The following is a 23,076-nucleotide window of genomic DNA, read 5'->3' as shown; positions in this document are numbered from 1 at the left end:
TGAGCACCCGGTAAATATATAAAAACCCCGACCAGTCACCTGATCGGGGTTTTCTTTTACCGCTTGCTCTCGCTTAGTGCGAAACGCGGCTAGTCCCGCCAACAGTCGAAATCCGTACCCGCTCGCCAACACGGAACACTTCATTCTCCTGAACCTGCTGCACATAGGCGCGCATGCTGCCGTCGTCTTCACGAACGGTGATTTCCACGCCTTGAGTACGGGTCAGGCCTTCTTCGGTTGCGGAACCGAGCAGACCACCCGCCACCGCACCGATGACAGCAGCAACGATACTGCCCTTTCCGCCGCCGATAGCGCTGCCACCAACACCGCCGACCACAGCGCCTGCAGCGCCGCCAATCGGGGTCTTGGTGCCTTCGATTTTGACCGGACGCAGGGATTCGATGGTGCCCATGCGAATCGTCTGCACGCGACGCGCTTCGTCACGGGAGTAGGAGTCACCGGTCAGGCTCGATTGGCAACCGGTAAGCAACATCGCCATCGTGGAAAAGGAAGCAACCAGCAGAACAGACTTACGCATAGCATCAACTCCAAAAGAACATCTATTCATTAAACTCCGCAGCTTGACGTCTGTCACGACGCAGTGCGGATAAATTGGCTTTCATTCAGGCGAGGTACAGACGCCTGTGCTCTTCCCTCAGAATCCCAACCTTAGCGCCAAATGACCGATCCTGCGCCACCGCCCCGAGGATTTTCATGGATTACTTCATCATCGTCGTTACCACCGTCGCCGGTCTGTACTTCCACGTGTGGTTGTACTTGCGGATCAAACGCTGGATGGACCGCGACCTCGCGCTGTCACTGGCCGGCAAGGATGAAGGCAAACGTGCCTTCATGCTCGATCAGTTGGCCCGCGCTCAGGCGCTGAAGATCAAGCGCAGAGACCTGCCGATGTGGCTGGAGGCCGCAGCGGCAGGCTATCTCGCTCGGTAGACTGCTTAAGGTGCCAGACGTTCAAGAATCCAGTCGGCGCCTTGCAAACGGTAGTTGAGGCGATCGTGCAGTCGGCTCGCACGGCCCTGCCAGAACTCGATGCGCTCGGGCAGCAAGCGGTAACCGCCCCAGTGTTCCGGGCAATCCGGCTGGGTATCGCTGAAGCGCTGCTCGGTGGCCTTGAGCAAATCTTCCAGCTCCCCTCGCCCGTTGATCACCCGGCTCTGCGGCGACGCCCAGGCACCGAGACGGCTGCCCAATGGACGCACTTGATAATACGCATCGGACTCTGCAGGCGTGACTTTCACCACCCGACCTTCGATGCGCACCTGGCGCTCAAGGGTCGGCCAGAAGAAGGTCATGGCCGCGAACGGATTCGCCGCCAGATGCTGACCCTTGGCACTTTCGTAGTTGGTGAAGAAGGTGAAACCCTGCTCGTCCAGGCCCTTGAGCAACAGAATGCGGCAATGCGGACGCCCGTCCGCATCTACTGTGGCCACGGTCATGGCGTTGGCTTCAACCGGCGCCTGCTCGGTTTTCACCGCATCGGCAAACCACTGGTGGAACAGCGCAAACGGCTCGGCCGGGGCTTGCGCCTCGGTCAGGCCATCACGGGTGTAATCACGACGCATATCTGCCAGAGCCTGGGTCATGGCGCATTCCTTTTCGTTAGCGGATCACTTCTTGGCGGCATCGGTGGCGGCGACTTTCTTGTCGGTCGCCGCGGCTTTGGCTGGAGCAGTCTTCTTCGCTGGAGCTTTGGCTGGAGCCTTTTTCGCCGGAGCCTTGGCGGCAGCTTTCTTGGCCGGGGCCTTTTTGGCGGCTGGTACCGCAGCTTTCTTCGCGGCCGGAGCTGGCGTCACCGGTTTGGCCACTGGCTTGACGTCTTGCGCGGCAACCAGGGTCACTGGCTTCGGCGCCGGCATGTTGTATTTGCTGAGCAACGCAACCATGGTGTTTTGCGGGGTCACCAGCAGTTCAACACGACGGTTCAACGCACGGCCTTCAACGCTGTCGTTGGCCGCTCGTGGCGCTTCAGAGCCCATGCCACGCAGCATCAGACGATCACGCTGCAAACCGCTGAGGCGGAAAATCGCTGCAATGGCCTGGGCACGTTCCTGACTCAGTTTGACGTTGGCTGGAGCAGCACCGCTGGTGTCGCTGTGACCAAGTACAAGCACGGCAGTTTTCGGGTCGGCCTCGAGGATTTTCGCCACACGGGTGAACGGGCCGAGGGTGACTGGCAGCAACATCGCCGGGCGATCCGGGTTGAACGAACCTTCGACCGGCGCGGTGACCACCAGCACGTTTTCGCGGCGCTCGAGTTGCAGATTGCTGTCCTTGATGGCGGTGCGCAAACGCGGCTCGTAATCGTCGAGCCAGGCCTGGGTGACTTTCGGATCCGGCATCGGCACCGCTTTGGTCACAGGCTGATCCTTGCCGCCGAACGGCCACCACCATTTTCCACCTGCGTCAGCTTCAGCCTTGGCGACAGAGACCGGTTTCTTGGCTTCAGGGGCTACTTCGGCCTTCATGTCAGCTTTGGCAGCGGCATCATCGGAGCCGAACGGCCAGTACCAGGGATTGCTGCTTTCAGCCTTGGCAACCGGCGCGGTGGCGGCAGGTTTCAGCGGCGCCGGAGCTGGAGTCGGTGCAGGCTCATTGGCCGCCACTTTGTCGGAGGAACCGAACGGCCACCAAGTGCCGCCGTCCGCGTCGTTTTTAGGAGTCTGTGCACAACCGGTGATCGCAACACACAGGGCCAGGGCGAGAGTCGTTTTAGCTGACATTGAAAATCCACAAAATGAAGTAATGAAAAATCAGAGCACTTTCGCCCGGATAAACAGACGCTTTGAATCGAAAAACCTTTCGAGGTTCCGGCCCTGGAACCTCGGGTGATACTTTACAGACAAGTGGCTAGCACCCGCGCAAGCTTCTGCGCACGCGGATCCATCAAGACGTACGGTCCAAGCGTATTTGTCACAAAACCAAACGCGACATCATGCTCCGGGTCAGCAAAACCGATAGAGCCGCCCGCGCCCGGATGACCAAAGGCCCCTGGGCCGAGGCCGTAGGTGGCGTTGGGCACGTCCGGTTGATCGAGCATGCAGCCCAGACCAAAACGGGTGCGGGTCAACAGGGTCTTGTCTTCGCCGAGGCTATGCTCGCGGGTCAGTTCCTGCAGCATGTCGCTTTCGAGCAGGCTGCCATCAAGCAGTCCCGCGTAGAACCCGGCCAGACTGCGCGCATTGCCGTGGCCATTAGCCGCCGGTTGCTGCATGCGGCGCCATTCCGGTTTGTTGGTGCTGGTGAGCACCGACGGCGGATTGGTGAAGGCGCGAGTGGTCATGGCAGTAGGTTCACGCATCGTCGTTTGCAGCAGACGCTGAGCAGCGGCGTCGCCAGCGTTACCCTTGCCGCGGGCGATATGCGCCACGCGATAAAACTCTTCATCCGCCAGACCGACATGGAAATCCAGACCCAATGGCTTGGCGACACGGGCGACGATCGATTCACCCGGCCCGCGACCGTCGGCACGACGGAGCAGTTCGCCGACCAGCCAACCGTACGTGATCGCGGCGTAACCGTGACCGGTGCCCGGCGTCCACCACGGCGCTTCAGCCGCAAGGGCGTCCACCATGGTTTGCCATTCATAAAGCGCTTCGGGCGCGAGCAGTTCGCGCAGGGCCGGCAGACCTGCCTGATGACAAAGCAATTGACGCAGTGTGACGGATTCTTTGCCGGCGGCGGCGAATTCCGGCCAGTAGCGCGCGACCGGAACATCCAGTTGCAGTTTGCTTTCGGCAACCAGTTGCAACGCGGTGACGGCCGTGAAGGTTTTCGTGCAGGAGAACAGGTTGGCGATGGTGTCGCTGTGCCAGGCTTCGGCGCCATCCTTATCGGCAGTACCGGCCCAGAGATCGACGACGGTTTCTCCGCCGACCTGAATGCACAAGGCTGCGCCGCGTTCCTGGGGATCGTCGAACAGTGCGGCGAAAGCCTCGCGCACCGCTTCAAACTGAAGCTCGTAATGTCCCTGAATCTGCACCCGCAACTCCCCCGCGAAAACGCTCTACAAAGTGGCCCGCATTGTTCCAGCCCTTGAGGGATTTGGGAACAGCTGCGGGCTCGGTGGTCATCTCTAACCGAAGATCAAAAGATCGCAGCCTGCGGCAGCTCCTACAGAGAACGCAATCTCATGTAGGAGCTGCCGAAGGCTGCGATCCTGGCTATCTAAAACTCAGTGACCATTGCCGGAATGCCCACCCGAGTGGACCGCACCCGGACCTTTAGCCGCCTCACCCTTGCGGCCGCCTTCAGCTTCATGAGCCGCCGCAGCAGGCGGTTTCGCGGCCTCTTTGCCCAGCTGATCGACAGCCTGCAAATTGCCCTTGCGCACCGCGTCAACAAATCCTTGATACGGCAGATCCGTCACACCGACCAGACCGAAGTGCCCGTTCTCGCCGTCCAGCAGACGCCCGGTCACGGGTTGATCGAGAAACTGGAACCAGTGAACCCCGACAATCGACGGCTCGTTCAGCGCCTGTTTGAGGAAGTTGGCGTACGCCGCGCCGCGCTCCTCTTCCTTGGCCAGTTGCGTCACGCCGCCCCAGAACGGGCCGCGATCGGTCGAGCCAAAGTTGAACTCGGTGATCAATACCGGTTTGTCCAAAGCGCCCAGCGCGGCAAAGTCGTAACCGTCCTGCGGCTTGAGGGTGTACATGTTAAAGCTCAGTACATCGCAATACTGCGCGCACGACGCCACTGCTTCCGGAGTACTGACGGCGAAACGACCGCCGAGCAGCAGTTGATTCGGCGCATGCCATTTCAGCGAGTCGGAGATGGTCTTGTAATAAGTGTCAGCGAAGACTTTCTGGAAATATTTGAAATCGGCTTCGATTTCCGGATGCTCCGGGTTCGGCATGGGCGGCACGAAACCCGGATCTTCCATCAACTCCCACGCCGGCAGATCGATACCCCATGCCTTCGACAGCCCCGCCTGATTGCGGTACTTGTCGCGCAACTGCTTGAGGAACGCGCGTTTGGCCGGTACGTCAGTGGTCATTTTCAACGTGCCGTAAGCCAGCGCGTAACGCGATTGCGCATCGTCACCGGGACCGGCCCACGCCAGCTCGTTGTCGGCGAAATAGCCGATCAGCCACGGATCGTCGCGATGATCGCGGGCCGCGATGGCCACGGCACGCTCGGTCGCCATGGCGAAACGCGGGTCGAACGGATCGGGCATCGCGCCCCACCAGTCGTTGCCGGTGCTGATGCTGGTGTAATCGCCGACGATCGACAGCGGCAAGGTGTATGGCACGCGCTCGGCATCGACCACGGCGTCTGCACTCCAGTTGCCGAGGGTGTTGAAACCCCAGGCCTGAAGACGATCAAGGGTATGACTGGCCCACTTCTGCTCATCGACCGTGGCAGTACACGGCGTGGCAGCGGGCGGTTGGGCCGCTGGCGCAACCGATTCCGCTTTGGCCGCCTCAGCGACGCCAGCCTTGGGCTCCTCAGAGGTGGCAATCGGTTCTGCGGCATTGACGGCGGTTTCCTCAGCCGCGCCAGCCTTGGCCGCTTCGGCCACCCCGGCCTTGACGTCGCTGTCGGGTTTGCACGGTTCGCCATTCAAGCGCTGCAGGTTGGCGCCATAGAAGTCATACCAGCGCCCGTTGCCATAGCCTCGGCCCTGATCGGCGCCGTTGCCGCCACGGTTATCGCCTTCGCCGAAATGGCTGGCGAGAGGTTCACCGGGTTTTGGCAGGGATTCGAACATCCACTCGCGCCCGGCCACGTAGGTCTGATTGACCTCGGGGCTGACGGTGTTGACGCCGAGGGAGTAGAACGGATGCCCTTCAGGCGTCACCAGGTACCAGCGGCCGTCACGTTTTTCGGTGCGGAAAAAACCACTGGCCTTGAACGCAGGACCTTTGCTCCAGCCCCCGAACTTGTCCAGTGAGGACTTTTCACGCTCGGCAAGCCAGGTTTTCAGCTGTTGCTGTTCCTTGGCGGCGGCGGATTTGAGTTGTTCGTCACTGGAGACTTTTTCCGGCCATTTGCTGCGGGTCGATTGGCCGTAAGCGTCGACCAGATTGCCGTACACCGCTTGCGTGATCCCCTCGCCGTCCTGCACACCAAAGCGCTCAAGCAGCAGGCTTTGGGCAACTTTCGGCTGTTCCATCGACAGGCTCACCGATACCACTTGGCTGCGATCAATCTCACCGCTGCTGCTGGCCAGCAGAATGCGCTGGCCATCTACGGTCATCGGCATCGGTGGGCCGGCCTTCATGCCCTGGCTAAGTGGCGAACTTGCCACCAACGGCACCAGCAAGGTTTGCGCCGGGCCGGCCGGCAGATCGACGCGACTGGTCAGCGTCTGGCCGTTGTTGCTTTGAATCTGCACGTAGACCGTCACGGCCCAGTTCATCGCGCTCTGAATGCGCAGGCTCATCATCCCGGACTGCGACCAGTCCCATGCGCCGGTTTGCGGGGTCAGACGCAACGTCGGACGTGCCACCGCGTTGAACGTCACCCGGCGCAGCACTTCACCTTCAGCGGTTTGCTCGGCGTTGGCTTGCGGCAGGTCGGCGTTTTCCGTGGCGATTTTCACCACGTCGGCGGGACGGACAAAGTTGAACAGAGTCTGCTGGCCAGCAGGCGCCGCCAGCAACGGGGCAGCAAAGATCAAGGCAAATACGGCAGGCAACGAACGGCGGATCATAAGAACGGAGTTCTCCCTAACGACCAAATGGCCAATGGAAAAGCGATGGCAGAGAGATAGACAACGCGGCGGGCAAAACTGCCCACCGATGTCTCAGGATATTTCACGACGGAAAGGAGGCAACGCATTGAGGATCGCCTTGCCGTAGCGCTGGGTGACCAGCCGCCGATCGAGCAAGGTGATGGTGCCGCGGTCTTCTTCGGTACGCAGCAGACGACCGCAGGCCTGAACCAGTTTCAGCGAAGCATCGGGCACCGAGATTTCCATGAACGGATTGCCGCCCCGGGCTTCGATCCACTCCGCCAGTGCCGCTTCGACCGGATCGTCCGGCACCGAGAACGGGATCTTGGCGATCACTACGTGCTCGCAATACGCGCCCGGCAAGTCGACGCCCTCGGCAAAACTGGCCAGACCGAACAGCACGCTGGAATCGCCGCCATCGACCCGCGCCTTGTGCTTGTTCAGGGTTTCCTGTTTCGACAGGTTGCCTTGAATGAACACTTGCTTGCGCCAGTCACGGTCCAGACCGTCGAACACGTCCTGCATCTGTTTGCGCGAAGAAAACAGCACCAGCGTGCCGCGTGAGCCTTCGACCAGGTCCGGCAAATCACGGATGATCGCCGCCGTGTGGGCGGGAGCGTCGCGTGGGTCGGCCTTCAGATCCGGCACCCGCAACACGCCGGCATCGGCGTGATGGAACGGGCTCGGCACCACGGCGGTGACGGCTTTCTTCGGCAGACCGGCGCGCATGCGGAAGCGGTCGAACGTGCCGAGGGCAGTCAGGGTTGCGGAGGTGACCAGGCAACCATAGGCGACATTCCACAGGCTGCGGCGCAAGGTTTCAGCGGCGAGAATCGGGCTGGCGTTGACCTCGATATCAAACAGCGAACCGCTTTCGGCCAAGGTCAGCCAGCGCGCCATGGGCGGGCTGTCTTCCGGGTCTTCGGCGGTGAACGCGGTCCAGAGTTCCCAATTGCCGGACGCCCGCGACAACAGGCTGCCGAACAGTGGATACCATTCTTCGGCCTGATTGCTGGCGATGCCGATGTTGACCTCGCCATCCATGCCTTCCTTGAGCAGGTCGGTCAGGCGCGTGAACAGGTCATTGAGGCGGGAGAAGCCTTTTTTCAGCTCGATGCCCATTTCACGCATGTGCTCGGGAATGACCCCGGCGACAAAACGATGGCGCGGCCGCTCACGGCCTTCGACGTCTTCGCCGGGTTTGAAATCGGCAACTTGCTCGCAGGCGCTGAACATGAACTGCTGCTGGGCCTTGATCTCACGCGCCAGCTCCGGCACTTGCTCGATCAGTTTGCCAAGATCGCCCGGCAACGGGTGTTGGGCCAACAGCTTGGTGAGGTTCTTGGCGGTGGTTTCCAGCCAGTCGGCGGTGGAACGCAAACGCGTGTAATGGGCGAAATGGCCGATAGCCTTGTCCGGCAGGTGATGGCCTTCGTCGAATACGTAGATGGTGTCGCGGGGGTCCGGCAGCACAGCGCCGCCGCCCAATGCCAGGTCAGCCAGGACCATGTCGTGGTTGGTGACGATGACATCGACTTTGCCCATACCTTCGCGCGCCTTGTAAAAGGCGCACTGGCCGAAGTTCGGGCAATGGCGGTTGGTGCATTGGCTGTGGTCGGTGGTCAGTCGCGCCCAATCGGCGTCTTCGAGCGCGGTCGACCAGCTGTCGCGGTCGCCGTCCCATTTATTGCCGGCGAGCTTCTCGATCATGCTGGTGAACAGCTTCTGACTGGCCTCATCGACCTCGATCTTGAAGCCTTCTTCTTCGAACAGCTGAGCTGTGGCGGTTTGCGCGTGGCCTTCCTGCAACAGCATGTCGAGTTTGGACAGACACATGTAGCGACCACGGCCCTTGGCCAGCGCAAAGCTGAAATTCAGCCCGCTGTTGCGCATCAGGTCAGGCAAGTCCTTGTAGACGATCTGCTCTTGCAGGGCCACGGTCGCGGTGGCGATCACCAGGCGTTTGCCGGCAGCTTTCGCTGTCGGAATCGCCGCCAGGCTGTAGGCCACGGTTTTGCCGGTACCGGTGCCGGCTTCCACCGCGACAATCGCGGGGTCGCCACTGCGCCGGCCTTCGTCGTCGGTGTCGATATCCCCGAGGACTTTGGCGATTTCAGCGATCATCAGGCGCTGGCCGTAACGCGGCTTGAGGCTCTTGGCCTCTAGAAAACGCGAATAGGCGCCCTGGATCGTGGTTTTGAGTTCAGTGCTGATCATTGAGTGTCGGGCGCAAAAACGCTGGATAAATTTTCAGTGGTTCGGTTCGGCGGCTATCATACCCCGCGAATCGTTATCGCGCAGAACGGAGTACCTCAATGACACCTTTTAGCCTCGTTTATCCCCTGCATGTGCTGGCCGCTTTAGTGTGGGTCGGCGGTATGTTTTTCGCCTGGATAGTCTTGCGCCCCGCGGCTATGAAGGCTCTGGACGGCCCCAATCGGCTGACGCTGTGGGTAGAAGTATTTCAAGGTTTTTTCCGCTGGGTCTGGGTCGCGGTGATCCTGTTGCCAATCAGTGGCGTGGGTATGCTCCATCTGCAGCAAGTCGGGTTCGAGACCGCACCGAAATACGTGCAGGTGATGATGGGTTTGTATGTGGTGATGACCGCGCTGTTTATCAGGATTCAGGGGCTGATGCTGCCGGAGTTGCGCAAAGCGGTTGAGGCGAAGGACTGGCCGGCGGGTGCGGCGGTGCTGGGGCGGATTCGGCGGGTGGTGGGACTTAACCTGATTGTCGGGTTGCTGCTGGTGGCGATTGCGGCGGCTCGGCCGATGTTCTGAAGTACGGACGCTGAAGATCAAAAGCCCCTCACCCTAGCCCTCCCCCAAGGAGAGGGTTGGGGTGAGGGAGAGCTTCTACAGGCGCTGCACAGTCACCGCACCCGCCGCACCCACTGGCCCCGGCTGACCATCAGCCCCCGCCTTGCCGCTCTTGCCGCCATCGGCGCGGTACACCAGGCAGCCCTTGGACTTGCCGCCTTTCCCAGCCTTGCCGCCAACACCCGCCGGGCCACCGGCGCCGCCAGCCACATTGACCTTGATCAGCTCGACCGGAAATTCGCGCGGTACTTCAAGCCGTACCAGTGCACCCGGTGCACCTGGCTGGCCATCGCTGCCGTCACTGCCATCCGCACCGTGCCCGGCCGAGCCATAGGTGCAGCCCGGATCTTCACCGTTGCCGCCATCGAGTCCGACAAACCCCGGCGCGCCCGTGCCGCCGCGCGCATCGACTTGCAGCTGCGGTGCGCTCAATGCCTTGAATTGCAGATTCAGATTGCGCCCTGCGCGGGCAGCTTTTTCATAAGTGCCCGGGGCACCGCGAGCGGTGATCCGGCTGCCTTCGCTCAGTTCTGCGCGATTGACTTTCATGTCCAGCGCCTGCTCACCCGGAACGATAGCGATCCGTGCTTCATGGCCGAGGCGCAACTCACCGACACTCAACTCAGTCACATTGGCGGGAATCAGCAAAGTGCCGTAATCGGCCACTTCCAGTTTTTCAAGTTGCAAGGTGCCGGCGGTGTTGGGCAGGCGCATCAGGGAATTGGTTTCGACGCTGACCACCTGGGCACAGGCCAACGGGCTGATAAATGCAGCGAGCAGACAAAGTTTACGCATGGGAAGAAGCCTCCGGAGCGGCCGGGGCCGGGATGGTTTGCAGGTGGAATACGCCGAACAACAGGATGCGGGCACGATCACGCCAAGGGTGCGGACGCCCCTTGAGACTGCGATTGCACAGCAGCATTTCGAACACATGGATCAGCAACAGCAGACCGCCGGCCAGATTGACCAACAGGTGCAGCGGATGTACGAACGGCACCAGCTGATTAGCCAGCACCACGCAGCAGAACAGCAGGGTCAATAATCGCCCCAGCCCCCAAAACACTTTCATACGCTCCCCCGTGTTGCGAATTATTCTTTGGGCGCACAGTAACGGCTTCTGCGGGGGATAAGCCAGAGGCAAAAATGAAAAATCATTACGCAGCCGCCAAATGGCTGCCGGATCGACACTAATCGCCGTCCGACAGCTCTAGCTTGCGGACTACAGACCCATCCTAACGATTGATATGTAACTCCACGCGACGGTTTTGCGCGCGGCCCTCGTCCGTTGCGTTGTCAGCCACTGGCTCACTCTCGCCACGCCCTTCACTGGTGAGTTTGTTGGGTGCAAGCCCCTGACTCAGCAGGTAAGCCGCCACACTGCTGGCGCGCCGTTCCGACAATGCCTGGTTATACGCATCCGAACCTTTGCTGTCGGTATGACCGATCACCTTGATGCTCACCACATCGGCGTTGCGCAGTTTGTCCATCAGGGTATCGAGCTGGGCTGTCGCTGCCGGGGTCAGGTCGGACTTGTCGAATGCGAACAACACATCGCCGGCATCGCTCAAGGTGACGACTTCGGTTTGCGGCGCCGGTTCGACCGGTTTTTCAACGACCGGATACTGCGGCATCGGGCAGCCACGGTGATCGACTGGCGTGTTGGCCGGGGTATCCGGGCAACGGTCGCGACGGTCGAACACGCCGTCGTCGTCTTCATCGCCGTCCTGGGCGTAACAGATCAGTCCGCCGGTCAAAATCCCCAGCGCTGCGCCGCCACCGGCCCAGCCAGCGCTTTCAATAGCGCCGAGCCCGCCGCCGACCAGCCCGCCAAGAAGGCTGCAGATCGGCCACGTACGTTGATTGAGGGGTGCAGTGCCATCGCTGTGAGTGGCGCAACCGGTAAGCAAACTGCCAAGCAGCAGCACCGGCAAGACAGACCTTGAGAAAACAGTCATTGTGAAAGCTCCTGTGTCACCGGCCCATACCGGTTACACAGGAGTAAAGACCCGCATCCGCGACTGCACAAGCCGCGGATGCAAGAGGACTAACGGTTGATTTTGATTTCAGTACGACGGTTCTGAGCACGACCGTCAGCGGTTTTGTTATCCGCAACTGGCTGGCTTTCACCGGCACCGGTCACCGAAACGAAGCTGCCCTGCGGTATGCCGCTCTCGACCAGGTACTTGACCACCGAGTGTGCACGACGATCCGACAGTTTCTGGTTGTAGGCATCGCTGCCCACGCTGTCGGTGTGACCGGTGACGGTCAGTTGCGCAGTCGAGGATTCCTGTTTCAGGCGCGTGGCGACCTTGTCGAGCACCATTTTGTCAGCGCCGGTCAGCGTGGCTTTGTCGAACTGGAAGTGAACATCGCGGATGACGATGGTTTCTTCCTTGACCACTACGGCTTCTTCAACCACTGGCGCCGGGACTGGTGGAGGGCAACCATCTGCATCGACCTGCACACCTTTAGGCGTGCCCGGGCACTTGTCGCGGCTGTCCGGCACACCATCGCCGTCTTCGTCGCCATCACCGTGCACCCAGCAATAGGCCGCCGCCATACCACCGACGATCAGTGCGCCGCCGCCCGCCCAAGAGGCGCTCTCGGTCGCGCCGAGACCGGCACCGACGACTCCTCCGACCGCCGCACAGGTCGGCCAGTCGGTTTTCTGCAAACCTGCGCAACCAGTCAACACACTGGTTAGCAGAACCAAGGGTAATGCTGTCCGAACTATGCTCATCTAGTTTTCTCCTGAGGGATCGGCTTGAAACCGATTCAGGGAGTAAAGACCGGAGTTTTAATCTCCGCCAGCAATAGACGACTGCTGTTTGCCACCGTGTTCACAGGACTTCGGCGCTTTGGCTGGAAACCTGCGAGACAGGGCTCTTTGCTGCCGCAGTCAGGCAGGCTAGTCTTGGCGGTCTGATTGAGGAGCTTCGATGAACGCCGCCATTTCTTCCCGCACGCCCCAACAGGCGTTAGCCGCTTTGCTGGATCGCTATGCCCCGGCGCGCTTGCTGCTGATCGGCGCCAGTGAATTTCCGGCATTGGCCGCTTTTAAAGCAGCCCACCCGGACACCTGCGTGGCCCATGCGGCCCCGGGAGCCTTGCCTGCTGAACTGGAGGCGCGGCGTTTCGATCTGGCCCTTGTAGTAGATTGCCTGGAACATTTGCCCAAGCGCGACGGCCTGAATCTGCTGGGTGGCATTCGTAATCTCAACGCCAGTCGCATTGCGGTGCTGGCGGATCTGTCGGCCAGTGGCTGGCAGGAAACCGATTTCTATTCGCTGGCGCTGCAAGCCAGTGAGCGCTTTGCCCGCGACGAGCAGGTTCTGACTCTGTTCACTTATGATCTGCTTGACTACAAACAAGTCCCCGACTGGCTCAACTCACGGTTCTGGGCCAATCCGGAAAACTTCGGGAAATACTGGTGGTAATGCAATGAGTACAGCCATTTGCCCTTGCGGCAGCGGCAATCTGCTGGATGCCTGCTGCGGTCATTATCACGAAGGCCTCCCGGCCCCGTGCGCCGAAGCCTTGATGCGCTCGCGCTACAGCGCCTATGTGCTGGGGCTGATCGATTATCTGGTGGCGACCACCCTGCCCGCCCAGCAAGCAGGGCTGGACCGGCAATCGATCGGCGCCTGGAGCGCGCAAAGCACCTGGCTGGGCCTTGAGGTCGAAAGCTCGGAAGTCTTCGGCGGCCAGCCGGAACACGCCTTTGTCACCTTCACCGCGCGCTGGCACGACAGCCAGGGCGAACACAGCCACCGCGAACGTTCTTCATTTGTACAGAACGCCGGGCGTTGGTATTTCATCGATCCGACGGTGCAGTTGAAACTGGGGCGCAACGACAGTTGCCCGTGCGCCAGCGGGCAGAAGTTCAAGAAGTGCTGTGCGGGTTATTTCGGCGCTTGAGATGAAAAAACCGGCCAATCTTTTAGGGCTAGACTGAGCAACAAAAGGAGCTACTCCATGTTTGCTCAACGACGCGCATTGCAATCCCTCGCCTTTTTCCTGTTTCTGGGGCTCGGCGGCTGCGCCTCATGGTTCGCCGACGACACCCGCGACCCCGCCGTACACTTGGTTAATGTCGAAGTGGTGCGCGCCAAACTCCTCGAGCAGAGGTTTATCCTGCACTTTCGCATCGACAATCCCAACGACAGCGATCTGACCGTGCGCGGCCTGGAATACCGTATTCATTTGGCTGACATGTTGCTGGCTGAAGGCGAGCATGAACACTGGTTTACCGTCGGCCCCAAACACAGCGCGTACTTCAAAGTGCCGATCCGTACCAACCTGTGGCCGAAGGTAAAAGACGTGGTGAAAATGCTGAAAAACTCGAAGCAGCAGATTCCTTATCGATTGCAGGGGGAAATGGAAACCGGTTTATTCATCGCTCACTACGTGCACCTTGAGCGCAATGGCGTGATAATCCCCGCCGATTTAATTCCGGAGCAACACCGATGACCCAACAACCTCATGTCCATGGCCCTGATTGCAACCACGATCATGATCATGACCATCATCACGATCACGACCACGGCCATGTTCACGGCCCGAACTGCGGCCACGCCCACCAGGAACCGGTGCGCAACGCCCTGAAAGACGTCGGCCGCAACGACCCTTGCCCTTGCGGCAACGGCAAGAAATTCAAGAAGTGCCACGGGGCGTGATGTTCCGGGCGAACTATTCCTTCGCCTGATCAACCGCCTTCGCGAGCAAGCTCGCTCCCACAGTTGACCGGTGCCAGGCAAGACACCTGTGTGCACCGCAAATCCTGAGGGAGCTGGCTTGCCAGCGATGAGGCCGGCACTCTCGGCCGAAATGTCGCCTGATACACCGGTATCGCTGAAATGCCAGCTCCAGCAGTGATGGAGTTTCTTCAGTTGCAATGCAATCTACTGTGGGAGCGAGCCTGCTCGCGAAGAGGCAGGCACATTCAGTAAGGTTCAGCCTGCCGCCAGAATCTGCTCAACCCTGACCACCGTCGCATACTCCCCCTGCAGATTCCCCAGCGACATCCCATGCACCTCTTCAGCTGAACGCGGCGTGCCGAAAAAATCAGCCTTGTCGAACGTGAAGCATGCATCCTCCGCCACCCACGCATCAAACCCCAGGTTGCCCGCCGTGCGCGCCGTGGACTCCACCGAGTTGTGGGTGGCCACGCCAACGATGATCAACTGCCCAATCCCCGCCTCACACAGGCGCGCTTGCAGCCCAGTGGCGCAAAAAGCGTCCGGCACTTGTTTCTGAATCAGCCATTCGCCGTCCCGGGGCATAAATCTCTGCTGAAACTCCACCCCTTCCTGCTCGGGCCAGAACACTGAATCCGGCGAGCGCGACAGGTGCTGCACATGAATCACCGGCCGCCCACTGCGCCGCCAAATACTCAGCAAATCGAGGATGCGTTCTTCAGCCAGTGGATTATTGCGCCGCCCCAAACGCGGATGCAGGATGCCTTTTTGCTGGTCGATGATGATCAGTGCAGCGTTGGCCTGAAGCTCCATGGCGGTTTTCTCGCGAGGGTCATTTGATTTGTCGCAGTTCAGCATCTCTCCCTTCAACCAGGCAAGCCATGAAACGATCATCGATCAGTGGCAAGAAATAACCACTCGCCCCGCTTGCGCGGCATCCTCCTGCTCACTAACGTAGCGCCTTTATTGCGCCCCCAGCCTCTACACCCCCGCAGGAGCTTTGCCATGGCCTCGCCAGCCCTCACACATTTTCTTCCCCGGTTCGGCGTTGCCGCAGCAGTAGCCGGTGTTTTGAGCCTGACCGGTTGTCAGACCTGGAACGCTCAGGACACCCTCCCGCCCACCTCTGGCGTGCAACCGCTCAAGGGTCTGGCGCAGAACGTTTCAGTGCGCCGCAATGCCATGGGCATGCCGTTGATCGAAAGCAACAGCTTCCACGACGCGCTGTTCGCCCTTGGCTATGTCCACGCCAGCGACCGCATCAATCAGATGGTCACCCTGCGCCTGCTGGCTCAGGGCCGTCTCGCGGAAATGTCCGGCGCGTCGATGCTCGACGCCGACCGCTACATGCGCGCGGTCAATCTGAAGAAGAGCGCCGGTGAGCTGTACAAAGCCTCCTCACCCCGGCTCAAGCGCTTTTTCGAAGTCTATGCGCGGGGCGTCAACGCCTACCTGTTCCGCTATGCCGACAAGCTGCCGGGCGACCTCGCCTCCAGTGGCTACAAGCCTGAATACTGGAAACCAGAAGATTCGGCGCTGATTTTCGTCCTGCTGAACTTCAGCCAGTCGGCCAACCTGCCGGAAGAAATCGCTTCGCTGGTACTGGCACAGACCGTCACCACCGACAAGCTTGCATGGCTGACCCCGTCGGCGCCTGACGAAAACCTGCCGCTGGGCGAAGCCGACAAGCTGCAAGGCCTCAAGCTCAACGGGCAGATCCCCGGCCTGAGCGAATTGAGCAGCGCCAGCCAACAGCTGTCGACGTTGAACCTGCTGGGTGCCACGTCTTCGAACAACTGGGCCATCGCCCCGCAACGCAGCCGCAGCGGCAAAAGTCTTTTGGCCAGCGACAGTCACGGCCCGTTGGCCGCGCCGTCGCTGTGGAGTTTCGTGCAGATCCGCGCGCCGAAATATCAGGCTGCCGGCGTGACCGTTGCCGGTCTGCCGATGGTGCTCGGTGGTTTCAACGGCAAAGTGGCATGGAGCATGAGCAGCGTGCTCGGCGACAATCAGGATCTGTTCCTGGAAAAAATCCGTCGCCAGGGCAGCAGCCTGACCTACGAGGTCAATGGCAAATGGCAGCCACTGGGCGTGCGCAACGAAACCTACTTCGTCAAAGGCCAGCGGCCGATTCGCGAAGCGGTGTACGAAACCCGTCACGGCGCACTGCTCAACAGTGCCAAGGCTGCGGCGCAAGGCAGCGGCTACGGCCTGGCCTTGCAGACGCCAAGCTTCACCGACGACAAATCGCTGGACGCATTTTTTGATCTGAGCCGTGCACAGAACGTTGAACGCGCGTCGGACGCCAGCCGGGAAATCCGCGCTATCGCGTTGAATCTGGTGTTCGCCGACGCCAGCAACATCGGTTGGCAAGTCACCGGGCGCTTCCCCAATCGCCGTGAAGGCGAAGGCCTGCTGCCATCGCCGGGCTGGGAAGGTCGTTATGACTGGGACGGTTACGCCGACCCGATGCTGCACCCCTACGATCAGGACCCGGCGCAAGGCTGGCTCGGCACCGCCAACCAGCGAGTTATCCCGCATGGTTATGGCATGCAATTATCCAACTCCTGGGCTGCGCCGGAACGCGGCGAGCGTCTGGCAGAACTGGCCGGCAGCGGCAAGCACGACAGCCGCAGCGTGATCGCCATGCAATACGACCAGACCACAACATTCGCCGCCAAACTGAAGAAAGTCTTCGAAGCGCCAGGCATGAAGCAGCCGCTGAAACAGGCGATTGATGCGCTGCCGGAAGCCGATCGCAGCAAGGCGCGTGAGGCGTTTACCCGGTTGATGGCGTTCGACGGCAAACTCAGCCCGACTTCGGCTGATGCGGCGATCTATGAACTGTTCCTGCAAGAAAGCATGAAACAGATCTTCCTCGACGAACTCGGTCCCGAATCCAGCCCGGCGTGGAAAGCGTTTATCGCTAACGGCGAATTGTCCTACGCGGCGCAGGCCGATCATTTGCTGGATCGCGAGGACAGTCCGTTCTGGGATGACCTTCGCACGCCGCAAAAAGAAGACAAGGCCGTGATTCTCGCCCGCAGCTTGGCGGCGGCGATCAACGCTGGCGACAGTCAGTTGGGCGGTGATCACAAGACCTGGCAGTGGGGCAAATTGCACAGCTATGCGTGGAAGAACGCCAATGGCCAGACCGTTCGCGGGCCGCTGGCGGCAGGCGGCGATCACACGACGCTGAATACTTCGGCGTTTGCCTGGGGCCAGGACTTCACTACTACCCGCGCGCCATCGATGCGCTTTATCGTCGACTTCGGTCAGACCGAACCCTTGATGGGGCAAAACGGCACAGGGCAGTCGGGGAATCCGCTTAGCCCGAATTACCTTAACGGCATCGATCAGTGGCTCAAGGGGCAGTACATCGGATTGCCGATGCAGCCACAGAACTTTGATCGGGTTTATGGGAAGGCGCGTCTGACCCTGACACCGGGCAAGTAAGAGAAAGAACAAAAGATCGCAGCCTTCGGCAGCTCCTACACAGACAAATGCAGGAGCTGCCGAAGGCTGCGATCTTTTGATTTTCACCCCTGAAAATCCAATAGAACTTCCACCCTCGCGCCAACCTCATAGCTAACAAGCCCCCCATTCTGGCAATGACATGGATCTTGTTATCGCGCGCCCGGAAGGTTTGTACTGCCCCGCCGGGGATTTCTATATCGACCCCTGGCGCCCCGTCGAGCGTTCGGTGATCACCCATGCCCACGGCGATCACGCCCGCACCGGCAACCAGCACTATCTGGCCAGCAGCGCCAGCGAAGGGATTCTGCGCTCGCGCCTGGGACAGGACATCAACCTGCAAACCCTCGCGTACGGCCAACGCCTGACCCACCACGGTGTCACCTTGAGTTTCCACCCGGCCGGTCACGTGCTCGGCTCGGCGCAAGTACGCCTGGAATATGGCGGTGAAGTCTGGGTCGCCTCCGGTGATTACAAGATCGAGCCGGACGGTACCTGCGCGCCGTTCGAACCGGTGCGCTGCCACACCTTCATCACCGAATCGACCTTCGGCCTGCCGATCTATCGATGGCAGCCGCAGGCGCAGGTGTTCAGCGAAATAAACGAATGGTGGAAAGGCAATATCGCCGCCGGCAAGGCCAGCGTGTTGTTCTGCTATTCCTTCGGCAAAGCCCAGCGAATCCTCCACGGCATCGACGAAAGCCTCGGGCCGATCCTCAGCCACGGCGCCGTCGAACCGTTGAACCGGGTCTACCGCGACGCTGGCGTATACCTGCCGCCGACGATCTACGCCGGTGATGTGAAAAAAAACGATCCGATCATGCGCCAGGCCTTGGTCATCGCACCGCCTTCAGCCGGCGGCAGCACCTGGATGAGGCGCTTCGGTGACTTCAGCGACGCGTTCGCCAGTGGCTGGATGCGCCTGCGCGGCACGCGTCGGCGGCGTGGAGTCGATCGCGGTTTCGTGCTGTCCGACCACGCCGACTGGCCCGGTCTGCTATGGGCGATTGACCAGACCGGCGCCGAACGGGTGATGGTCACCCACGGCTCAATTGGTGTGCTGGTGCGCCATCTGCGCGAGCAAGGTCTCGATGCCCAAGGCTTCAACACCGAATACGGCGATGACGAAGAAGATAGCGCCGCAGCCACTCCGACCATCGCAGAGATACCAGCATGAAAGCCTTCGCCGAGTTGTACGCCGAACTCGACGCCACCACGTCCAGCAACGCCAAACTGGCCGCCATGCAGGCCTACTTCGCCAAGGCCGAACCGCAAGATGCGGCGTGGGCAGTGTACTTTTTGTCCGGTGGCCGGCCACGGCAACTGGTGCCGGTGCGGATCCTGCGCGAACTGGCGGTCGCGGTCTCCGGGCTGACGCCATGGCTGTTCGAGGAGAGCTATCAATCGGTCGGCGATCTTGCGGAAACCATTTCGCTGGTACTGCCGGAAAACCCGCACAGCTCCGACGCCGGCCTCGCCGAATGGATCGAGGACAAACTTCTACCGCTACGCGGTGAAACCCCGGAGTCTCTTTCACTGCAATTGCCCGCACTTTGGGTGCAACTGGATCGGCCGAGCCTGATGCTGTGCATCAAACTGATCACCGGCAGCTTCCGCGTTGGCGTATCGAAACTGCTGGTGACCCGCGCACTGGCGTCGATGGCCGGGCTAGACAGCAAACGTGTCGCCCAGCGTCTGGTGGGTTACACCGACCTGTCGAATCGGCCCGATGCAGCCAGTTATCTCAAGCTGATCGCCGCAGAATCTGCCGACGAGCATGCTCAGCGCGGTGGCCAGCCGTACCCGTTTTTCCTCGCGCATGCCTTGTCGCAACCGGTTGAGGATTTCGAAGCGCTGATCGGCCCTGCAAGCAATTGGCAGGTGGAATGGAAGTGGGATGGCATCCGCGCGCAAGTGGTCAAGCGTGACGGCCAGTTGTGGGTGTGGTCGCGCGGCGAAGAACTGGTGACCGAGCGCTTCCCCGAACTGGATGTGCTGGTCCACGGTTTGCCCGATGGCACGGTCATCGACGGTGAAATTGTGGTGTGGAAAAGCACCCGTCCGCACACCGAAGATGCCTTTGATCCGCAATCGACCGAGCCGCCCGCGGTGCAACCGTTCGCCCTGCTACAACAGCGAATCGGGCGCAAAACCCTCGACAAGAAAATCCTCGAAGACATACCGGTGGTGGTGCTCGCCTACGACTTGCTGGAATGGCAAGGCGAAGACTGGCGCAATCAGCCGCAAGCCCGGCGCCGCGCGCAACTGGAGGATGTCATCGCCCGCTGCAACAGCCCGGTGCTGCTGCCCTCGCCAGTATTGACCGGCACGGACTGGTTCGACCTCGCCCGTCAGCGCGAAGCCTCGCGGCGCCTGGGCGTCGAAGGCATGATGCTCAAGGCACGCGATTCTCTATATGGCGTGGGCCGCACCAAAGACATGGGCGTGTGGTGGAAATGGAAGGTCGACCCCTTCAGTGTCGACGCGGTATTGATTTATGCACAACGCGGTCATGGCCGCCGCGCCAGCCTGTACAGCGATTACACCTTCGCCGTGTGGGACGGCCCGCCCGAGTCCAGTCAGCGCGCACTGGTGCCGTTCGCCAAGGCCTATTCAGGGCTGACGGATGCCGAAATGCGGCAGGTCGACAGCATCGTGCGCAAAACCACCGTGGAAAAATTCGGCCCGGTCAGCAGTGTAAAACCAAGCCTGGTGTTTGAACTTGGATTTGAAGGCATCGCCCTGTCGCGCCGGCACAAGAGCGGAATCGCCGTGCGTTTCCCGAGGATGCTGCGCTGGCGGCAGGACAAGACTGTGGACGAGGCCGATAGCCTGGCGACGTTGCAGGATCTGTTGGCCTGACCCTCACCCGCTATCGCTCCCACGCACCGCACGGGAACGATCTCGCACACAAAAAGTGCATCACATTTGCGATGCCCGTTTCCGTGCATCAATTTTCTGCTTATCTATTAATCCCACCTTTTAAAACACTTGTTCGGGACTATGGTTCGGAAATTGCTACTTTCTATAGGTCGTACGCGTTCCAGTAACAATAATTCTGCGCCACAAGCGCTCATATTGGTTCTTAGGGATTGAATAATGAAAAAAGCATTGCTGACCCTTTCTGCACTGGCGTTGTGCATGGCCGCTGGCTCCGCGCTGGCCAAGGAATACAAAGAGCTGCGCTTTGGCGTTGACCCTTCGTACGCACCGTTTGAGTCGAAAGCGGCCGACGGCAGCCTGGTAGGCTTCGACATCGATCTGGGCAACGCGATCTGCGCCGAACTGAAGGTCAAGTGCAAGTGGGTCGAAAGTGACTTCGACGGCATGATTCCGGGCCTCAAGGCCAACAAATTCGACGGTGTGATCTCGTCGATGACCGTGACGCCGGCTCGCGAAAAAGTCATCGATTTCTCCAGCGAACTGTTCTCCGGCCCGACCGCTTATGTGTTCAAGAAGGGTTCCGGCCTGAGCGAAGACGTCGCCTCCCTCAAGGGCAAAACCGTTGGCTACGAGCAAGGCACCATTCAGGAAGCCTACGCCAAAGCCGTGCTGGACAAGGCTGGCGTGAAGACTCAGGCCTATCAGAATCAGGATCAGGTTTACTCCGACCTGACTTCTGGCCGTCTCGATGCCGCCATTCAGGACATGCTGCAAGCCGAACTGGGCTTCCTGAAGTCGCCAAAAGGTGAAGGCTACGAAGTCAGCAAGCCCGTCGACAGCGAATTGCTGCCGGCCAAAACTGCTGTCGGTATTAAGAAAGGTAACACTGAGCTGAAAGCGCTTTTGGATAAAGGTATCAAAGCGTTACACGACGACGGCAAATACGCCGAGATTCAAAAGAAACACTTTGGCGATCTGAATCTGTACAGCGGCAAATAATGCCCCGGCGCCCATCCTCGATGGGCGCCTTTTCCATCCGCTCAGGTTGCTGATTTATGTTCGAAAACCTCTTACAAAATCTGGGGCTCTCCGCGTTCAGCCTTCAGGGTTTCGGCCCGTTGCTGTTGCAAGGCACCTGGATGACCATCAAATTATCGGCGATGTCGCTGCTGGTGGCCGTGTTGCTCGGCCTGCTCGGCGCCAGTGCCAAGCTGTCAAAAGTCAAACTGGTGCGTCTGCCCGCCCAGCTCTACACCACGCTGATCCGCGGGGTGCCGGATCTGGTGCTGATGCTGCTGATCTTCTACAGCCTGCAAACCTGGCTGACGTCGCTGACCGATTACATGGAATGGGAATACATCGAGATCGACCCGTTCAGCGCCGGTGTGCTGACCCTGGGCTTCATTTATGGCGCGTATTTCACCGAAACCTTTCGTGGCGCGATCCTCGCCGTACCACGCGGGCAGGTTGAAGCCGCCACTGCGTATGGCCTCAAACGCGGCCAGCGCTTTCGCTTCGTGGTGTTCCCGCAAATGATGCGCTTCGCCCTGCCGGGCATCGGCAACAACTGGATGGTGATGCTCAAGGCCACGGCGCTGGTGTCGATCATCGGTCTGGCCGATCTGGTCAAAGCCGCGCAGGACGCCGGTAAAAGCACTTATCAACTGTTCTACTTCCTGGTCCTCGCCGCGTTGATCTATCTGCTGATCACCAGTGCCTCGAATTTCATCCTGCGCCGGCTTGAACGCCGTTATGCCGCCGGTTCCCGGGAGGCCGTACGATGATCGAACTCCTGCAGGAATACTGGAAAGCCTTCCTTTATACCGACGGCCAGAACATCACCGGGCTGGCGATGACGATGTGGCTGCTCAGCGCTTCGATCTTCATCGGCTTCATTGTGTCGATTCCGCTGTCGATCGCTCGGGTTTCCCCGCACTTTTATATCCGCTGGCCGGTTCAGTTCTACACCTACCTGTTCCGTGGCACGCCGCTCTACATTCAACTGCTGATTTGCTACACCGGCATCTACAGCCTCGCCGCGGTGCGCGAGCAGCCGATCCTCGACAGCTTCTTTCGCGATGCGATGAACTGCACGATCCTCGCGTTTGCCCTGAACACCTGCGCCTACACCACGGAGATTTTTGCCGGGTCGATCCGCAGCATGAATCACGGCGAAGTTGAAGCGGCCAAGGCCTACGGTCTGACCGGGTGGAAGCTGTATGCCTACGTGATCATGCCTTCGGCCCTACGGCGTTCGTTGCCTTACTACAGCAACGAAGTGATCCTGATGCTGCACTCGACCACCGTGGCCTTCACCGCGACCATCCCCGACATCCTGAAAGTCGCCCGGGACGCCAACTCGGCGACCTTTCTGACTTTTCAATCGTTCGGCATCGCCGCGCTGATTTACCTGACCATTACTTTTGCGCTGGTCGGCCTGTTTCGCCTCGCCGAACGCCGATGGCTGGCCTTCCTCGGGCCGACTCACTAAGCCGCGCTTTCAGGA

At 60.3% G+C, this 23,076-nt stretch carries 23 protein-coding genes; 12 read left to right on the top strand and 11 right to left on the bottom strand.

The features are described 5' to 3' along the window. Positions 1-73 precede the first annotated feature (73 nt). Positions 74-538 (bottom strand): glycine zipper 2TM domain-containing protein, encoded by a 465-nt coding sequence (locus AB4P97_RS01990; RefSeq protein WP_016771369.1) that lies wholly within the window; start codon positions 536-538, stop codon positions 74-76. Between the two features lie 176 nt (positions 539-714). Here AB4P97_RS01990 and AB4P97_RS01985 point away from each other — a divergent pair, with 176 nt between their 5' ends. After that, positions 715-951 carry a hypothetical protein gene (locus AB4P97_RS01985; RefSeq protein WP_042557974.1) on the top strand — a complete coding sequence of 79 codons (237 nt, stop codon included), beginning with the start codon at positions 715-717 and terminating at the stop codon, positions 949-951. Between the two features lie 5 nt (positions 952-956). Here AB4P97_RS01985 and pdxH read toward each other — a convergent pair whose 3' ends face one another. The 5 genes from pdxH to dinG form a co-directional block, all read right to left on the bottom strand. After that, on the bottom strand, positions 957-1,604 hold the full coding sequence (gene pdxH, locus AB4P97_RS01980) for a pyridoxamine 5'-phosphate oxidase (protein WP_042557973.1): 648 nt from the start codon (positions 1,602-1,604) through the stop codon (positions 957-959). A 24-nt stretch (positions 1,605-1,628) separates the two neighbouring features. After that, on the bottom strand, positions 1,629-2,741 hold the full coding sequence (locus AB4P97_RS01975; protein WP_042557972.1) for an OmpA family protein: 1,113 nt from the start codon (positions 2,739-2,741) through the stop codon (positions 1,629-1,631). Positions 2,742-2,854: 113 nt separating this feature from the next. Next, entirely contained in the window at positions 2,855-4,000 is a 1,146-nt protein-coding gene (locus tag AB4P97_RS01970; protein ID WP_042557971.1) for an EstA family serine hydrolase, read from the bottom strand. Positions 4,001-4,192: 192 nt separating this feature from the next. Next, positions 4,193-6,676, bottom strand: a complete 2,484-nt coding sequence (locus AB4P97_RS01965; RefSeq protein ID WP_395602002.1) for a beta-galactosidase — start codon at positions 6,674-6,676, stop codon at positions 4,193-4,195. Between the two features lie 93 nt (positions 6,677-6,769). After that, on the bottom strand, positions 6,770-8,914 hold the full coding sequence (gene dinG, locus AB4P97_RS01960) for an ATP-dependent DNA helicase DinG (protein ID WP_042557969.1): 2,145 nt from the start codon (positions 8,912-8,914) through the stop codon (positions 6,770-6,772). 98 nt (positions 8,915-9,012) lie between these two features. Here dinG and AB4P97_RS01955 point away from each other — a divergent pair, with 98 nt between their 5' ends. After that, on the top strand, positions 9,013-9,477 hold the full coding sequence (locus AB4P97_RS01955; protein WP_042557968.1) for a CopD family protein: 465 nt from the start codon (positions 9,013-9,015) through the stop codon (positions 9,475-9,477). Positions 9,478-9,552: 75 nt separating this feature from the next. Here AB4P97_RS01955 and AB4P97_RS01950 read toward each other — a convergent pair whose 3' ends face one another. The 4 genes from AB4P97_RS01950 to AB4P97_RS01935 form a co-directional block, all read right to left on the bottom strand. Next, entirely contained in the window at positions 9,553-10,311 is a 759-nt protein-coding gene (locus AB4P97_RS01950; RefSeq protein ID WP_047300011.1) for a hypothetical protein, read from the bottom strand. Continuing rightward, a complete protein-coding gene (locus tag AB4P97_RS01945) occupies positions 10,304-10,585 on the bottom strand; it encodes a DUF1145 domain-containing protein (RefSeq protein WP_042557966.1) in 282 nt (93 codons plus the stop codon). The genes AB4P97_RS01950 and AB4P97_RS01945 overlap by 8 nt, the downstream gene beginning before the upstream one ends. Before the next feature lie 163 nt (positions 10,586-10,748). Then, complete coding sequence (locus tag AB4P97_RS01940; RefSeq protein ID WP_042557965.1) at positions 10,749-11,471, bottom strand: OmpA family protein; 723 nt, start codon at positions 11,469-11,471, stop codon at positions 10,749-10,751. A gap of 89 nt (positions 11,472-11,560) precedes the next feature. Further along, positions 11,561-12,256 (bottom strand): OmpA family protein, encoded by a 696-nt coding sequence (locus AB4P97_RS01935; protein ID WP_042557964.1) that lies wholly within the window; start codon positions 12,254-12,256, stop codon positions 11,561-11,563. A gap of 199 nt (positions 12,257-12,455) precedes the next feature. On the opposite strand from AB4P97_RS01935, the gene AB4P97_RS01930 reads away from it, so the two are divergent. From AB4P97_RS01930 to AB4P97_RS01915, 4 genes are read left to right on the top strand one after another with little or no spacing between them, the layout of a single operon-like run. Further along, positions 12,456-12,953, top strand: coding sequence for a DUF6231 family protein (locus tag AB4P97_RS01930; protein WP_395602001.1), 498 nt, complete (start codon positions 12,456-12,458; stop codon positions 12,951-12,953). 4 nt (positions 12,954-12,957) lie between these two features. After that, on the top strand, positions 12,958-13,434 hold the full coding sequence (locus tag AB4P97_RS01925; protein WP_115146436.1) for a YchJ family protein: 477 nt from the start codon (positions 12,958-12,960) through the stop codon (positions 13,432-13,434). A gap of 57 nt (positions 13,435-13,491) precedes the next feature. Beyond that, positions 13,492-13,986, top strand: coding sequence for an LEA type 2 family protein (locus AB4P97_RS01920; RefSeq protein WP_115146435.1), 495 nt, complete (start codon positions 13,492-13,494; stop codon positions 13,984-13,986). Continuing rightward, the gene (locus AB4P97_RS01915; protein WP_008083915.1) at positions 13,983-14,192 is read left to right on the top strand and encodes an SEC-C metal-binding domain-containing protein; all 210 of its coding nucleotides are present in this window, start codon (positions 13,983-13,985) and stop codon (positions 14,190-14,192) included. Before AB4P97_RS01920 ends, AB4P97_RS01915 begins: the two co-directional genes overlap by 4 nt. A gap of 276 nt (positions 14,193-14,468) precedes the next feature. Here AB4P97_RS01915 and AB4P97_RS01910 read toward each other — a convergent pair whose 3' ends face one another. Next, entirely contained in the window at positions 14,469-15,026 is a 558-nt protein-coding gene (locus AB4P97_RS01910) for a cysteine hydrolase family protein (protein WP_395602000.1), read from the bottom strand. Between the two features lie 192 nt (positions 15,027-15,218). On the opposite strand from AB4P97_RS01910, the gene AB4P97_RS01905 reads away from it, so the two are divergent. The 6 genes from AB4P97_RS01905 to AB4P97_RS01880 all read left to right on the top strand — a co-directional run bounded on the left by AB4P97_RS01905 (position 15,219) and on the right by AB4P97_RS01880 (position 23,061). Continuing rightward, the gene (locus AB4P97_RS01905; RefSeq protein WP_395601999.1) at positions 15,219-17,669 is read left to right on the top strand and encodes a penicillin acylase family protein; all 2,451 of its coding nucleotides are present in this window, start codon (positions 15,219-15,221) and stop codon (positions 17,667-17,669) included. A gap of 160 nt (positions 17,670-17,829) precedes the next feature. Further along, a complete protein-coding gene (locus AB4P97_RS01900) occupies positions 17,830-18,864 on the top strand; it encodes a ligase-associated DNA damage response exonuclease (protein ID WP_395601998.1) in 1,035 nt (344 codons plus the stop codon). Next, positions 18,861-20,549, top strand: coding sequence for an ATP-dependent DNA ligase (locus AB4P97_RS01895; protein WP_395601997.1), 1,689 nt, complete (start codon positions 18,861-18,863; stop codon positions 20,547-20,549). The genes AB4P97_RS01900 and AB4P97_RS01895 overlap by 4 nt, the downstream gene beginning before the upstream one ends. 237 nt (positions 20,550-20,786) lie before the next feature. Continuing rightward, on the top strand, positions 20,787-21,569 hold the full coding sequence (locus AB4P97_RS01890) for a transporter substrate-binding domain-containing protein (RefSeq protein WP_042557957.1): 783 nt from the start codon (positions 20,787-20,789) through the stop codon (positions 21,567-21,569). Positions 21,570-21,625: 56 nt separating this feature from the next. Continuing rightward, positions 21,626-22,354, top strand: coding sequence for an ABC transporter permease (locus AB4P97_RS01885; protein WP_042557956.1), 729 nt, complete (start codon positions 21,626-21,628; stop codon positions 22,352-22,354). Beyond that, positions 22,351-23,061 carry an ABC transporter permease gene (locus AB4P97_RS01880; protein ID WP_047300003.1) on the top strand — a complete coding sequence of 237 codons (711 nt, stop codon included), beginning with the start codon at positions 22,351-22,353 and terminating at the stop codon, positions 23,059-23,061. The genes AB4P97_RS01885 and AB4P97_RS01880 overlap by 4 nt, the downstream gene beginning before the upstream one ends. The last annotated feature ends 15 nt before the right edge of the window (positions 23,062-23,076 follow it).

It is taken from the genome of Pseudomonas sp. A1230 (assembly GCF_044218825.1).
GTDB lineage: Bacteria > Pseudomonadota > Gammaproteobacteria > Pseudomonadales > Pseudomonadaceae > Aquipseudomonas > Aquipseudomonas iridis.
This window is presented reverse-complemented; position numbering and strand designations above follow the sequence as displayed.

What these genes read in the sequence shown, in the direction of transcription:
- AB4P97_RS01990 (WP_016771369.1), bottom strand. Translation starts at nt 538, where the DNA reads ATGCGTAAGTCTGTTCTGCTGGTTGCTTCCTTTTCCACGATGGCGATG.
- AB4P97_RS01985 (WP_042557974.1), top strand. Translation starts at nt 715, where the DNA reads ATGGATTACTTCATCATCGTCGTTACCACCGTCGCCGGTCTGTACTTC.
- pdxH (WP_042557973.1), bottom strand. Translation starts at nt 1,604, where the DNA reads ATGACCCAGGCTCTGGCAGATATGCGTCGTGATTACACCCGTGATGGC.
- AB4P97_RS01975 (WP_042557972.1), bottom strand. Translation starts at nt 2,741, where the DNA reads ATGTCAGCTAAAACGACTCTCGCCCTGGCCCTGTGTGTTGCGATCACC.
- AB4P97_RS01965 (WP_395602002.1), bottom strand. Translation starts at nt 6,676, where the DNA reads ATGATCCGCCGTTCGTTGCCTGCCGTATTTGCCTTGATCTTTGCTGCC.
- dinG (WP_042557969.1), bottom strand. Translation starts at nt 8,914, where the DNA reads ATGATCAGCACTGAACTCAAAACCACGATCCAGGGCGCCTATTCGCGT.
- AB4P97_RS01955 (WP_042557968.1), top strand. Translation starts at nt 9,013, where the DNA reads ATGACACCTTTTAGCCTCGTTTATCCCCTGCATGTGCTGGCCGCTTTA.
- AB4P97_RS01950 (WP_047300011.1), bottom strand. Translation starts at nt 10,311, where the DNA reads ATGCGTAAACTTTGTCTGCTCGCTGCATTTATCAGCCCGTTGGCCTGT.
- AB4P97_RS01945 (WP_042557966.1), bottom strand. Translation starts at nt 10,585, where the DNA reads ATGAAAGTGTTTTGGGGGCTGGGGCGATTATTGACCCTGCTGTTCTGC.
- AB4P97_RS01940 (WP_042557965.1), bottom strand. Translation starts at nt 11,471, where the DNA reads ATGACTGTTTTCTCAAGGTCTGTCTTGCCGGTGCTGCTGCTTGGCAGT.
- AB4P97_RS01935 (WP_042557964.1), bottom strand. Translation starts at nt 12,256, where the DNA reads ATGAGCATAGTTCGGACAGCATTACCCTTGGTTCTGCTAACCAGTGTG.
- AB4P97_RS01930 (WP_395602001.1), top strand. Translation starts at nt 12,456, where the DNA reads ATGAACGCCGCCATTTCTTCCCGCACGCCCCAACAGGCGTTAGCCGCT.
- AB4P97_RS01925 (WP_115146436.1), top strand. Translation starts at nt 12,958, where the DNA reads ATGAGTACAGCCATTTGCCCTTGCGGCAGCGGCAATCTGCTGGATGCC.
- AB4P97_RS01920 (WP_115146435.1), top strand. Translation starts at nt 13,492, where the DNA reads ATGTTTGCTCAACGACGCGCATTGCAATCCCTCGCCTTTTTCCTGTTT.
- AB4P97_RS01915 (WP_008083915.1), top strand. Translation starts at nt 13,983, where the DNA reads ATGACCCAACAACCTCATGTCCATGGCCCTGATTGCAACCACGATCAT.
- AB4P97_RS01910 (WP_395602000.1), bottom strand. Translation starts at nt 15,026, where the DNA reads ATGGAGCTTCAGGCCAACGCTGCACTGATCATCATCGACCAGCAAAAA.
- AB4P97_RS01905 (WP_395601999.1), top strand. Translation starts at nt 15,219, where the DNA reads ATGGCCTCGCCAGCCCTCACACATTTTCTTCCCCGGTTCGGCGTTGCC.
- AB4P97_RS01900 (WP_395601998.1), top strand. Translation starts at nt 17,830, where the DNA reads ATGGATCTTGTTATCGCGCGCCCGGAAGGTTTGTACTGCCCCGCCGGG.
- AB4P97_RS01895 (WP_395601997.1), top strand. Translation starts at nt 18,861, where the DNA reads ATGAAAGCCTTCGCCGAGTTGTACGCCGAACTCGACGCCACCACGTCC.
- AB4P97_RS01890 (WP_042557957.1), top strand. Translation starts at nt 20,787, where the DNA reads ATGAAAAAAGCATTGCTGACCCTTTCTGCACTGGCGTTGTGCATGGCC.
- AB4P97_RS01885 (WP_042557956.1), top strand. Translation starts at nt 21,626, where the DNA reads ATGTTCGAAAACCTCTTACAAAATCTGGGGCTCTCCGCGTTCAGCCTT.
- AB4P97_RS01880 (WP_047300003.1), top strand. Translation starts at nt 22,351, where the DNA reads ATGATCGAACTCCTGCAGGAATACTGGAAAGCCTTCCTTTATACCGAC.